This window comes from Streptomyces pathocidini (assembly GCF_001418495.1).
GTDB classification, from domain to species: Bacteria; Actinomycetota; Actinomycetes; order Streptomycetales; family Streptomycetaceae; genus Streptomyces; species Streptomyces pathocidini.
Genome location: NZ_LIQY01000285.1, coordinates 1 through 10,539, shown reverse-complemented (window position 1 = coordinate 10,539; position 10,539 = coordinate 1). Strand labels below are relative to the sequence as shown.

The window sequence follows — 10,539 nt, the reverse complement described above, 5'->3', positions numbered from 1 at the left end:
CTCATGCCGCGTCCCGGGGGCGGGCTTTGCGGATGGAGCTGTCCAGGGCGCTGCGGATCGTGGCGCGGCACTCCGCGACGGTGAGTCCGGCCGCCTCCCCAGCCGCTTGGAAGGCCTCCTCGACCACGTGGCGGGGGATGTCGCCCCACGCGACGAAGCGTCCCACCTTGAAGGCGCACCGGTTGAGGGTGTTGTTGCGCTGCTTCTCCGGAGCCGAGCCGACCACGGCGCATTCCCATTCCAGCGCGACCAGCGCCGCACGGCTACCGCTGACCACCGGGCGCCTGAGCGGCCCCACCGGGCGTACGGGATCCGGTTCGAGCAGCCGCAGTAGCCACGAGGGCGCAGGAGCCGCCGCAGCCCGGTCTACGGCCTCGTAGCGTCCGGTGGGGGTGGTGCTGCCCGCTGCGACGACGTAGCCGCCCCACGCGCGGGTGTCGATCAACGGCGCGATGCTGCCTGCCGTGTTGGCGAGCCGTACGCCAGGCGGGGCGGTGAAGTACAGGTGCTCCCCACCGCTGGCGGTCCGGACCCGGTAGGTGGTGGGGACGGGCTGTCCGGCGCGCTCGCAGAGCGCCTCGAAGGTCGTCGCGCCGCAAGGCGCGTCCGAACTGCCCTTGCCTTTCGGCACGTCAAGGTCGATGACAACCAGGCCGGACGGACCGGTAGCGATCCCGATGTTGTACGCGGCCCGGGCCCAGGTGGTGCGGATGCGGTCGGGGTCGGTGGTGGCGCGCTGCTCCCACTTCGCGTGGCCGCCCGCGCAGTCTCCGATGCCGGGGCACCGCGCTTCGCTGTGCAGGGCAGGGCGCTTCTGGCCGCCTCGGAGCGGGAAGACCGCCCATCCTCGGGCAGCCGCTTCCAGTGCTGCTGAGAGCAGCGCGGAACGGGGTTCATGGGTCATGCTGGATGTCTCCAGTTCTGTTGTGGTTCTGGATGGCGAGGGCGGCCCGGGGCTTTGGCGAGACGCGGGCCGCCCTCGGTGTTGCTAGGCGCAGGTGCACTCGGGTACGTCGCCTGTGCCGGTGTCGCCGCACTGGCAGCAGTGGGCGTAGGGGTAGGGGTCGCTGTCGTCGGTGGGAGCGCACAGCTCGCAGTCGATGAACTCGTCGTCGTAGGTGGTGGGGTCGGGCATGGGGGTCTCCTTAGAGGTTGGGGATGGCGTTGATGAGGGCTTGGGTGAGTTGGTTGATGGGGGTGGTGGCGCCGGTGGTGGCGAGGAAGAAGCCGAATCCGGCGGCTGTGAACGCGGCGCCGGGGCTGAGGGAGCCCTGGCGGAGGAGGAAGAAGAGGATGAGTCCGAAGAGGAGGACGAGGGATATGGTCACGGCCATGCCGCAACCTCCCTTCCAGGGTTGAGGGTTAGGGCCTAGGTCGTGGGCTGGGGTTGGGTCGGGTGCCGTCGTGGTGGATGCGGCGGCCGTGGTTGTTCAGGCGGCGGCCGGCACGGAGGCGGTAGCGCTGTCCGTGGCACCGGCGGCAGACCTTCACGCCGTGCCGGGTGACCTTGCGGGCACCGGTGCCGTGGCACTTCCGGCACACCGTGAACGGCTGGATGGCACACAACACTGCGTAACCGGCGAGTGTGGCGAGGGCCGTGAGGCTAGCGATGAGCATGCGGGGTCAACTCCCCTCCCTGGGATGGTTTTCGGGGGTTGTCGCAGGTGGGCCGCTAGACGCTAGTCAGCAGCTCAGAGCGGCTGTGGTCCGCTAGTGGGGGTGCTAGACCTAGCAGCGGCGGGTGCTAGGTCTAGCGGGCCTGCTGGGGTCAGGCGGCGGCCCTGTCAGCGTTACGCCGAGTGATTGCGGTGGTGATGTCGGTGCGTTCGATGCCGCGCCGGTTCTTGCCCTCGCCGTCCTCGGTCTGGCCCCAGATCTGCCCGGGGCGGATGCCCCAGGGCTTGAGGGCGGCGGTGACGTTCTCGCCCTTCCACCCGCTGTAGGTCTCCGGCCGCAGCTCGACCAGCCGGGAGGCGATCCGCTCGCACCACACCGCCTTCTCCGTCGCCGGGATGACGGTGAGGACGTCGGTGAGGATGTCGGCTCCGCTGGTCTTCTCGGGGCCTTGGCCGATGGCGTGGCCGGTGACGTTGCCGTACTCCTCCCGCACAGCGCGGGCGCGGGCGGCGATCTGCTCGGCCGCCACGGCGTCCACGAACGCGGAGGAGACGATGCGGGGGTCGTCGCCTTCGCCTGCCATCCAGCAGATGCCGCGGTCGGAGCGGGAGAACATCGTGGCCCGGTACCCGGCCTTGTACATCGACGTTCCCAGCACCATGTCGTTGGCGGGCTGGCCCATGACCTTCAGGCAGAACCTGAGCACTGCGTTCGCGGAGATGCCGGTGGGCAGGGACTTGGCGTCGGGGCGCTGGGTGCCGAACAGGGTCACGATCCCCAGCGCTGGGCCGCGCTTGACCAGGTCGGTGCAGATGGCCTCGATCTCCTTGCCGTGCTCCTCGTGCTCGAAGGGCACCTGGCACTCATCGAACCCGGCCACGATCGGGTGCAGGCCCAGGTTCTTGTCGCTCGCCAGCTCAGCGGTGACCTTGGACTCCGGGCAGCGCGAGCGAGGCAGGGACTTGATGACCTTCGCCCGGCGGCGCAGCTCCTCTTTCAGCTCCCGCAGTGCGTCCAGGACGTAGGCGATGTCCTGGTCTTCTTCGCCTGCGCGGTAGCGGTGGCACACCGGCTCCAGGGCGCCGAAGTCACCGGTGCCCTTGAAGTCGAACGCGTGGACTTCGGCTCGGGGGTCGAGGGCGGCGATGAGGAGGAAGAGCCGCATGAGGAAGGTCTTGCCCATGCGCGGGATCGAGCCGACCACGGCCGAGGCGAACATGAGCGTCACGGACACGTCCCGCATGCGCTGGTCGTTGCCGAAGACCACGGGCTTGAACAGGTCGACCTGCCCGGACTTGGCCAGCGGCCAGGCCGGTTTGGTGGTCTCGTTCATCGGCTTGTCCCCGACCCACAGCACCAGTCGACCTTCGTGCTCGGTCGGGTCCGGGGAAGGCCAAACACAGCCGACCTTGCGGCGCAGACCCGAGGCGAGCGGCTTGCGGGCCTCCATGATGTCCTCCGGCGTCACGCCGTAGGGGAGGTCGAGGTCGGCGCGGTAGCCGGGCCCGTCGCGGACAATTTCGCTGGTGAAGCGCATGCCGTTCATGTCGCCGCCCTTCTTGATGGCGGCGGAGATCCGCGGGTTGCCAATCGAGTCCAACCCCCGCAGCACAATGCTGCCGGTGAGCTTCTGGACCTCGGTCTTCAGCACCGCCGGACCCACAACCGGCGCGTCCGGCTGCTGACCGCCGAACCCCAGCAGCAGCACCCCACCAGCCGCGAACGCATACAGCGCAGCCGGGGCCATGACGTAGAGCCACAGCGCGAAACCCGTGCCGAACACAGCGGCCACCAGGGCCACCAAGCCGCGCAGGCGCACCCGCCCGGCCCGCAGACGGGCCAGACGCATGTACTCCTCGGCATCCTCGGCACGTACGGCGGCATCCCGCAGCGGGGCGGCCTCGCGGTCCCACACCCACCGGTTCGTAGCCACGACGAACCGGCAGGCCCCGAGCGGGGCCATCGCAGTCAGCCGCGCGGCATACACCGGAAGGCGCACCCCGTGGTAGAGCGAGGCGTAACCGAAGTTCGCTCCGGCATGGCGGGCGGTGGCGGTGAAGTCCCGCCGGTTGGTCAGCCACCCGGCCAGCACCGGCTTCCGCTTCTCCACACTCACACCGGGCTCGGGAAGCCTCGGGTTGTCCACCGGCACAGCCGTGCCGGCGCTTTCGGTCTCGATGTCTTCCGGGGCTGGGACCGCCCGGAGCTTTATCGGAGACTGCGTCGCGTCAGTCATGCTGAGAGTCCTTGTCTACTCAAAGAAGGGGTGGGCAGGGCCCGGAGGCGGCCCGATTCCTTGGCCGGGCAGGGCCGCCCCCGGGGCGTAGTCACTTGCGGGTCTTGCCACCGCGCTCTTCGCGGTCGCGGGCGCCGTCGAGGATGCGATCGACCTTGCGCTCCAAATCGCGCTGGTAGACGTGCTCACCAGCAACACCGCGCTTGGCCATCCGAGCCACGTACCAGGTGACCTTCGCCTTCTCACCCGCAGTCAGCTTGGGCTCGCGCTGCTTCGCCATGACGCTCCCGTCCGGGCCGGACTGTCCGGCTCCCCTCACCACCCGCTTGGAGCGGGTGGATCGGGCAGCCGTCAGGCGGGCCGCAGTTCATGCGTGTGGCACAGGAGGGGGCCGATGAGCGGGCTGATCCGGTGAACCGTCCACCGGCCCGCCGTCAGCGGTCCGGGCGGGACTTCGTCCACGATCCGGCCCGTCTTGCCCACCGCACGGGGGTCGTCCTCGCAGGAAACGATCCGCACCTTCTCGCCTGCCTTGAACGCCATGCCAGGAACTCCTCTCCAAGGGGGGAATCTGTGAGGTCAGCGACGACCACGGTGGGCCTTGCGCAGGGATCTGGCGGCGGCCTGGCCGTCCGCGCCGCCCACCGAGCGGACGACGGTGACGACCGCCCAGCCGGTGACCGCGATCACGAAAGCGACGACCGCGAGCGTGATAGCCATCGAGGTCAACACCCCCACCAGCAGCGGACCGAAGTACACGCCCGCAGCCACCGTTCCGGCCCCGACTCCGGAGCCCAGCGCGATCCGCTGCACCGTGCGATCCGGCGCAGCCTGGTGAATGTGCTGGTGAACCACCTGCGGACCAGGCTGCTGTGTGGGCAGGCGGGTCGAGTCGGCGTATGCGTAGGTGCCGTCCGGGAGTTGGACCACCCGGGCAGGCTCAGGCAGGGATTCCACGAGTCATCTCCTTCGGGGAACTGAAAAAGCCCGTCCACCCCGAGAGGAGATGGTCGGGCCTGTTGATGAAGGTGTGCGCGTTCAGTCGGTGTCGAAGGTCGCGTAGGGGTCGTCGCTGGCCGCCGGGGTGTGCAGCACGGTGTCGGCCGCCGCGAAGAGCGCGGCGCCCGCAGCGGCAGCCACGGCAAGGCTGGAGTGCCCAGTGTCAGCCGCCAGACGGGCCGCACTCTGGGCCGCTGCATTGACCTTCAACACGTTGGCCGGGTCGTTCGTGGCGCTCATGATCCGGTCGTACAGACCCATGACAGGGGTCCCTTCAACGGAGGAAGGAGCGTTCAGACGGAGCACGATTCGTCGGGGTAGGCGCAGGTCACACACATGCCGAGCGAGGACGGGATGCAATACCCGGCATCTCGGCGGCAGTTGGGGCAGGTTCGGCGGGCCGTCATGGCCCTGGCCAGCGCCGCGGCCCGGCCCGGGGTCATGGGCCGTACGGGCTTGGCGTCGGCAATGCGATAGAGGTAGGCGACCAGCGGCCCCCGCCTACGGCGGGGACGCCGGAGTTCGGCGGCCACAGTCTGACCACCCGGGCGCAGCCCCATCGCGCGGAGCTGGCGGCGGGTGGCCAGACCGTCAGGAGCAAGCCGCCACCGATACACGGGAAGCGAGCCACTGGCCGGTGCGGTGGTCATCAGCGACCAGCGACCGGAAGGCCGTTGACGGACTCACGCAGTTCGGCGTAGCGGCTGGAAACCCAGCCGACCGACCAGCCGCACAACTCGGCAGCACTCCGTACCGACAGGCCCTCAGCGTGAGCGGCGGCCACGATGGCGCGCGCGTCCTCCTCGGAAAGCTTGTCCGTGGCGGGCCCGCCGGAGAGCAGGGCGGCACGTTCACGCGCGGCCCGCTCCTCACGCTCCTGGCGTTCACGGTGTTCACGGTCGGCCCGCTCGCGCCGCTCCTTGGCGGCACGGTTGGCGTCCTCCCGTTCACGGCGTTCACGGTCGCGCTCACGCTGTTCACGCTCGCGCTCCACGCGTTCACGCTGCTCCCGCTCGGCACGCTCCCGAGCCTGCTCGTGCTCGCGTTCCTCGCGCCGGGCGGCGGCTTCCCGCTCGGTCTGTTCGCGTGCCAAGTGGGCTTCGTGTTCACGCTGTTCACGCGCCAACCGGGCGGAATGCTCGCGCTCCTCCCGGACCGCCGTGCGGGCCCGTTCCTCCCGCTCCCAGGCCGTCTGCTCCCGCTCGGCGCGTTCGACCGCCTCCAGGGCCGCCAGGGCTGCCACGGCGGCGGCGATGGCGCGCCGGTAGGCAAGGCCGGTCTCGGCTGTGACGATCAGCAGCAGCGGCGCCACCGAGTGGACAGCCACCCCCACCAGGTCCTTGTTCAGGGCAGAGTCGGCCGTATTCAAGGCCAGCGTCATCAGGCCGGTCATCCAGCGCAGCACGACCGGCCACCAGCCACCATGCCCACCCAACCGCGCCAGCACGTCATCCAGCTTGACCACGATGACCACCGCGGCATCCACCACCAGCGGCAGGATCGGAGCCGTCCAGTCCCACTCAGCCGGAGTGTGCTCAGCCATCAACGGCGTGACGGTCAGGATGGAGTAGAGCATCGCCCCGGACACGATCAACCACGTCCCCACCGACAACGCCCGCTCCGCTGAACGGATATGAACAGCGTTCACGCCACACCACCCCCCTCTCGCTCGCGCACCATCAGGGAGGCCAGCAGGTGAACGGGACCATTTGCCGCTGTGGCGTCCTCGCTCCACTCCCACTCCGCCCCCTCAACGGGCTCGTAGCCGAGCAGGGAGAGGGCCGCCGCCCGAGCAGCAGGCGTGGGGACCTCGTAGGTGCTGAACATGTGCTCCGACCACACCTCGGTGGTATTCAGCAACCCAACGAACAGACGCCACGTGCCAGTGGCGAACGACACCGACAACACCGCCGCATGCGTGCGTGCGCTCATGCCGCACCCCCCGGCAGCAGCCTTGAAGCCGAGCTGTTGACCAGCTCCCGCCGGGCGGCCAGCACGCGGTTCCGGGCCCGGCGGACACGGCGGGCGTCCACCTCGTTCGGGACGCGGTCCATAGCCGCGATCTGCGCATCCAGCAGATCAACCTCAGCCCGGATCAGCGGCATCTCGATCGAGGTGAGCGCCAGCTCGCAAGCCGTCGGCTCCTTCCAGTCGGCGAACGCGGTAACAGCGTCCTGAACGGTCACAATGGGATCCATGGGTCGTGTGCTCCTTCGAACGAGAACGGCCCTACAGCGCCCCCGGAGCTGCAACTCCGGGGGCGCACGCCGTTACGGGTATGCGGGTCAGACTGTGGCGATGATCAGCGCGGCGATCAGCAGCCACAGGTGGTGGAAGGACTGGTCGAGGGCGTAGGCGCCGGTGCTGAGGTGAGCGGCCAGGTCCCCTAGACCGTGACCGAGTGGGACAGGCAGCCGTCAGCGGCGGCGGTAGGCGCGCTCAGCGCGGTTCAGGCGCTCCTGCGCGGCAAGGTTCGCGCGCCCCTCGGGCGAGTCGATGTCGACGTAGCCGAGGCGACCGGTGTTGACCGGGTCCTCGGCCAGCACCTTCTTCGCAGCGCGGTACTCCTGTGCCTCAGAGCTGCTGTCGGACTTGCGACTGAACAGGCCCATGACGGGCTCCTCTCACTCGGTCCGGGACGATCCCGGCTCCCCTCAGCCCCGCCCGTCCGGCCCGCGAAAAGGAGTCGGACGGGCAGAGGAGGCAACCGGCAGCGGCGGTCGGCCGCTGAGCTGATGGAGGCGAGGGGCTGACCCCTCGCGAAGGTGCTGCGGACTTCAGATCAAGCGATGCCAGTCACCGCCCCGCAGGACGGATCCGGGCAGGTCACCCGGCCCGACATGGTCGGTCGGGGTGGTGACCCGCACCCATCGACCACACCTGTTCATGTGGCTGGGTCGGCACTCTGTTCAGTTCTCAAAGAACAGCGCATAAGGCGCGTTTACGCAGGTCAAGCGGGCTGCCACTCAGTTCTCGGTGCCGAGAACTGGCGACGTGAACTAGCTTGCACTAGCTCACGCTAGTACGCAACCCCCGCAGGCCAGCCCGTAGCGCGTGCTAGTCGGTACCCTCAAGGCATGAGCGTTGAGGCGAGCGACCTGAGACCGAAGCCGGTGAGGGTGGCGGATGCGATCCGCGAGCGGATCAAGGAAGGTCGGTACCAGGACGGGAAGTTGCCGACGGTCGAGGACCTGGTAAAGGAGTTCAAGTTCGCGTCACAGACCGTTCGCGACGGCATGCGCATCCTGATCGGCGAAGGACTTGTGTTCTCCTCGGGGAACCGGGGTTACTTCGTATCGGGAGTCGTCGAGCGGCCTACGGATCTCAAGCCGGATGCAAGCGAGGAAATCAAAGAAATGCGCCTCCAGATTCAGGAACTGACTGAACGAGTTGCCGCCCTCGAAGAGCGAGCCAACCCGGGCGGTGCTCGATCTGAAACAACCATGCCTGGCATGGACACCCCCAAATAAGTGACAGCAGGGGGTCAGCGATGCGGACAGGGGGACACTGCACGTGTCACCGTGCTGTCCTCTTGCCTGTCCCCCCGGCTGGCGGACCAGACTCGCGGTAGGCACTCAGAGGAGGGCGCATGAGCGACGACAGGCCCGCGTGGGCGCGACGCATCACGGCTGAGCGGATAGCACGTGACTGGTCCCAGTCCGATGCGGTCAAGGCGCTGCGGGCGCACGCGCCGTCGGAGCTGCCAACGCACGAGAGCATGATCCGTCAGTGGAAACGCTGGGAGTCCGGCGGGATGCCCAGCGAGTTCTACCGACCGATTATTGCCGCCATGTTCGGGACCGTCACGCACGCGCTCTTCCCGGCCCCGTCACGCCGGAATGGCGAACAGGAAATCCTTGTTGCGAGCGGCATGGAGACGCTGGAAATCGTCAGTCGCCTAAACAAGTCCGATGTCGATAACGCCACCATGGACGCTCTTCGAATTACGGCCGATCGGCTGTGCTCGGAATACCCGTATATGCCGAGCGAACAGCTCCTCATTGAGGGGCGTCAATGGTTGCGGCGGGTCGTTGAGCTGCACTCCAGGAGCCTTACGCTTGCCCAGCACCGCGAAGTCCTCGCGCTCTCCGGCTGGTTGGCCCTCTTGGTCGGCTGCGTCGAATACGACAGCGGCGATCGGCATGCAGCGGAGTCCACTCGCCGTGCGGCCTTGTCCCTGGCCACCGAGGCGGACCACGCCGAGGTGGCTGGGTGGGCGCACGAGATGCGCGCATGGTTCGCGCTGACGACCGGGGACTATCGAGGGGTCATCACGGCGGCCCAGGCCGGGATCGAGCAGGCGCCGAACCACAGCGTCGCCGTCCAGCTCACGGCCCAGGAGGCGAAGGCGTGGGCGCGGCTCGGAGACCGAAGGAAGGTGGAAGTCGCCCTCGACCGCGGGCGGCGACTCCTCGAAGGCCTGCCACACCCCGACAACCTTGACCACCACTTCGTGGTGGACCCGGCAAAGTTCGACTTCTACGCCATGGACTGCTACAGGCTCGTGGGTGAGGACAAGCTGGCCCGGAACCTCGCCGAGGAGGTGCTCCGCGCTGGCACGGACTTCGACGGAACCGAGCGGTCGCCCATGCGGAACGCGGAAGCGCGGGTCACGCTCGGCGTGACGGCCGCACGCGAAGGAGACCTCGACCAAGCCCTCATCCACGGCGAGCGGGCACTCCAAGGCGACCGCCAGTCCGTACCGTCGCTCATCATGACCAGCCGAGAACTGGCCGCCGAAGTGAAGAAGCGGTACAGCACCGACCCTGCGGCGCAGGACTACCTGGCGCACCTCCGAGACCTGGGCCAGGCGAAGCCGGGGTTCCTGCCCTCATAAGGGCGTCTTCGCTGGGCCGTCTGTGGGCCGTCCGAGGACGGCCCACACTGACCAAAGACGACCAACAACGGCCGCACCGGGCTTGCCCGGTGCGGCCGTTGTTGCGCTCTCCCCTGGTCTCCGGGGCCTGGTGTCAGTCCTCAGTCAACTAGAGTGCCAACGGCTCTGCGACGCGTCGCGGAGTCGGCGGCTGCACGACGCTTCGCGCCGCGGGGGATACGGCGGGGGTCAGACGTAGTCCTCCAGGCGCCCCACCGCGAAGCCCTGCTCGGTGGCCAGGTCGACCACCCTGCGGATCACGTCCGGCATCTCGCCCCGCCACTGCCCGCGCCCGCGGAAGTGCGTGAGGATGATGTCGCCGGGGAGGAGCAGGCCGTCGCCGCGGCCGAAGTCCATCCGGTCCGGGAACGCCTCCTCGCTCCACAGCGGCACCACGGAGATCCCGCAGGACGCCGCCACCTGCAGCGTGTCGGCGTCGTAGTTCCCGTACGGCGGCCGGAAGATGCGCGTCCGCTCACCGAACTCCCGCTCGATGGCGTCCTGTTGGCCGCAGATCTCCCGGTGCTGCTGCTCGGCGGAAAGCCTGCGCAGGTTGGGGTGGCTGAGGGTGTGGTTGTGGATGGCCGTGCCGAGGCGGCGCATCTCGCGGTAGTAGCCGTAGTCGTCCCGTACGAGCTCGTCGGTGAGGAAGGCGCTGACGGGGACGTCGAGTTCGCGCAGCATCTGCAGCAGCTCGGGGTCCTTCTTCGCGCCGTCGTCGATCGTCAGGAAGACGACCCGGTCCTGGGTCGGGACGCGGGTGATCACCGGCGGCAGGCCGGGACCCCTGGAGAGGCCGGGCGGCGTGGCC

Annotated in this window: 17 protein-coding genes and 1 pseudogene; 2 read left to right on the top strand and 16 right to left on the bottom strand. The window is 68.8% G+C overall.

The genetic code is table 11. From position 1 onward, the window contains the following. Window position 1 precedes the first annotated feature (1 nt). The 15 genes and pseudogenes from AOK16_RS15105 to AOK16_RS15055 form a co-directional block, all read right to left on the bottom strand. On the bottom strand, window positions 2–904 hold the full coding sequence (locus AOK16_RS15105; protein WP_055472772.1) for a bifunctional DNA primase/polymerase: 903 nt from the start codon (window positions 902–904) through the stop codon (window positions 2–4). A gap of 84 nt (window positions 905–988) precedes the next feature. Beyond that, window positions 989–1,135: a hypothetical protein gene (locus AOK16_RS27195; RefSeq protein WP_157859221.1), complete on the bottom strand. Its 147-nt coding sequence runs from the start codon at window positions 1,133–1,135 to the stop codon at window positions 989–991. Between the two features lie 10 nt (window positions 1,136–1,145). Continuing rightward, window positions 1,146–1,334 (bottom strand): hypothetical protein, encoded by a 189-nt coding sequence (locus AOK16_RS15100; RefSeq protein ID WP_055472771.1) that lies wholly within the window; start codon window positions 1,332–1,334, stop codon window positions 1,146–1,148. A gap of 28 nt (window positions 1,335–1,362) precedes the next feature. Continuing rightward, window positions 1,363–1,617 (bottom strand): hypothetical protein, encoded by a 255-nt coding sequence (locus AOK16_RS25675; RefSeq protein WP_079101401.1) that lies wholly within the window; start codon window positions 1,615–1,617, stop codon window positions 1,363–1,365. 151 nt (window positions 1,618–1,768) lie between these two features. After that, window positions 1,769–3,853 (bottom strand): cell division protein FtsK, encoded by a 2,085-nt coding sequence (locus AOK16_RS15095; RefSeq protein ID WP_055472770.1) that lies wholly within the window; start codon window positions 3,851–3,853, stop codon window positions 1,769–1,771. Between the two features lie 91 nt (window positions 3,854–3,944). Further along, complete coding sequence (locus tag AOK16_RS15090; protein WP_055472769.1) at window positions 3,945–4,133, bottom strand: DUF6257 family protein; 189 nt, start codon at window positions 4,131–4,133, stop codon at window positions 3,945–3,947. A 71-nt stretch (window positions 4,134–4,204) separates the two neighbouring features. Further along, entirely contained in the window at window positions 4,205–4,396 is a 192-nt protein-coding gene (locus AOK16_RS15085) for a hypothetical protein (protein WP_055472768.1), read from the bottom strand. Between the two features lie 36 nt (window positions 4,397–4,432). Further along, window positions 4,433–4,810 (bottom strand): DUF6251 family protein, encoded by a 378-nt coding sequence (locus tag AOK16_RS15080; protein WP_055472767.1) that lies wholly within the window; start codon window positions 4,808–4,810, stop codon window positions 4,433–4,435. Between the two features lie 81 nt (window positions 4,811–4,891). Further along, window positions 4,892–5,092 (bottom strand): hypothetical protein, encoded by a 201-nt coding sequence (locus AOK16_RS15075; RefSeq protein WP_157859220.1) that lies wholly within the window; start codon window positions 5,090–5,092, stop codon window positions 4,892–4,894. A 53-nt stretch (window positions 5,093–5,145) separates the two neighbouring features. After that, window positions 5,146–5,502 carry an RRQRL motif-containing zinc-binding protein gene (locus AOK16_RS28350; protein WP_079101400.1) on the bottom strand — a complete coding sequence of 119 codons (357 nt, stop codon included), beginning with the start codon at window positions 5,500–5,502 and terminating at the stop codon, window positions 5,146–5,148. Further along, window positions 5,502–6,500, bottom strand: a complete 999-nt coding sequence (locus tag AOK16_RS15070) for a hypothetical protein (protein WP_055472765.1) — start codon at window positions 6,498–6,500, stop codon at window positions 5,502–5,504. Before AOK16_RS15070 ends, AOK16_RS28350 begins: the two co-directional genes overlap by 1 nt. Beyond that, on the bottom strand, window positions 6,497–6,784 hold the full coding sequence (locus AOK16_RS15065) for a DUF6303 family protein (RefSeq protein WP_055472764.1): 288 nt from the start codon (window positions 6,782–6,784) through the stop codon (window positions 6,497–6,499). The genes AOK16_RS15070 and AOK16_RS15065 overlap by 4 nt, the downstream gene beginning before the upstream one ends. After that, the gene (locus AOK16_RS15060) at window positions 6,781–7,050 is read right to left on the bottom strand and encodes a DUF6284 family protein (RefSeq protein WP_055472763.1); all 270 of its coding nucleotides are present in this window, start codon (window positions 7,048–7,050) and stop codon (window positions 6,781–6,783) included. Before AOK16_RS15060 ends, AOK16_RS15065 begins: the two co-directional genes overlap by 4 nt. An 87-nt stretch (window positions 7,051–7,137) precedes the next feature. After that, window positions 7,138–7,239, bottom strand: a pseudogene (locus AOK16_RS28345) (transcriptional regulator); the annotation flags it as partial. Window positions 7,240–7,269: 30 nt separating this feature from the next. Beyond that, window positions 7,270–7,464, bottom strand: coding sequence for a hypothetical protein (locus AOK16_RS15055; RefSeq protein ID WP_055472762.1), 195 nt, complete (start codon window positions 7,462–7,464; stop codon window positions 7,270–7,272). Window positions 7,465–7,929: 465 nt separating this feature from the next. On the opposite strand from AOK16_RS15055, the gene AOK16_RS15050 reads away from it, so the two are divergent. Together AOK16_RS15050 and AOK16_RS15045 are read left to right on the top strand one after the other, a co-directional pair. Beyond that, window positions 7,930–8,322 (top strand): winged helix-turn-helix domain-containing protein, encoded by a 393-nt coding sequence (locus tag AOK16_RS15050; protein ID WP_055472761.1) that lies wholly within the window; start codon window positions 7,930–7,932, stop codon window positions 8,320–8,322. Window positions 8,323–8,441: 119 nt separating this feature from the next. Beyond that, window positions 8,442–9,689 (top strand): NsdA family TPR-like regulatory protein, encoded by a 1,248-nt coding sequence (locus AOK16_RS15045; protein ID WP_079101399.1) that lies wholly within the window; start codon window positions 8,442–8,444, stop codon window positions 9,687–9,689. A gap of 228 nt (window positions 9,690–9,917) precedes the next feature. Here the strand turns inward: AOK16_RS15045 and AOK16_RS15040 are convergent. Next, a partial coding sequence (locus AOK16_RS15040) for a polysaccharide deacetylase family protein (RefSeq protein WP_157859219.1) occupies window positions 9,918–10,539 on the bottom strand: 622 nt, incomplete at its 5' end.

What these genes read in the sequence shown, in the direction of transcription:
- AOK16_RS15075 (WP_157859220.1), bottom strand. Translation starts at nt 5,092, where the DNA reads ATGAGCGCCACGAACGACCCGGCCAACGTGTTGAAGGTCAATGCAGCG.
- AOK16_RS27195 (WP_157859221.1), bottom strand. Translation starts at nt 1,135, where the DNA reads ATGCCCGACCCCACCACCTACGACGACGAGTTCATCGACTGCGAGCTG.
- AOK16_RS15060 (WP_055472763.1), bottom strand. Translation starts at nt 7,050, where the DNA reads ATGGATCCCATTGTGACCGTTCAGGACGCTGTTACCGCGTTCGCCGAC.
- AOK16_RS15090 (WP_055472769.1), bottom strand. Translation starts at nt 4,133, where the DNA reads ATGGCGAAGCAGCGCGAGCCCAAGCTGACTGCGGGTGAGAAGGCGAAG.
- AOK16_RS15085 (WP_055472768.1), bottom strand. Translation starts at nt 4,396, where the DNA reads ATGGCGTTCAAGGCAGGCGAGAAGGTGCGGATCGTTTCCTGCGAGGAC.
- AOK16_RS28350 (WP_079101400.1), bottom strand. Translation starts at nt 5,502, where the DNA reads ATGACCACCGCACCGGCCAGTGGCTCGCTTCCCGTGTATCGGTGGCGG.
- AOK16_RS25675 (WP_079101401.1), bottom strand. Translation starts at nt 1,617, where the DNA reads ATGCTCATCGCTAGCCTCACGGCCCTCGCCACACTCGCCGGTTACGCA.
- AOK16_RS15095 (WP_055472770.1), bottom strand. Translation starts at nt 3,853, where the DNA reads ATGACTGACGCGACGCAGTCTCCGATAAAGCTCCGGGCGGTCCCAGCC.
- AOK16_RS15065 (WP_055472764.1), bottom strand. Translation starts at nt 6,784, where the DNA reads ATGAGCGCACGCACGCATGCGGCGGTGTTGTCGGTGTCGTTCGCCACT.
- AOK16_RS15100 (WP_055472771.1), bottom strand. Translation starts at nt 1,334, where the DNA reads ATGGCCGTGACCATATCCCTCGTCCTCCTCTTCGGACTCATCCTCTTC.
- AOK16_RS15050 (WP_055472761.1), top strand. Translation starts at nt 7,930, where the DNA reads ATGAGCGTTGAGGCGAGCGACCTGAGACCGAAGCCGGTGAGGGTGGCG.
- AOK16_RS15055 (WP_055472762.1), bottom strand. Translation starts at nt 7,464, where the DNA reads ATGGGCCTGTTCAGTCGCAAGTCCGACAGCAGCTCTGAGGCACAGGAG.
- AOK16_RS15045 (WP_079101399.1), top strand. Translation starts at nt 8,442, where the DNA reads ATGAGCGACGACAGGCCCGCGTGGGCGCGACGCATCACGGCTGAGCGG.
- AOK16_RS15105 (WP_055472772.1), bottom strand. Translation starts at nt 904, where the DNA reads ATGACCCATGAACCCCGTTCCGCGCTGCTCTCAGCAGCACTGGAAGCG.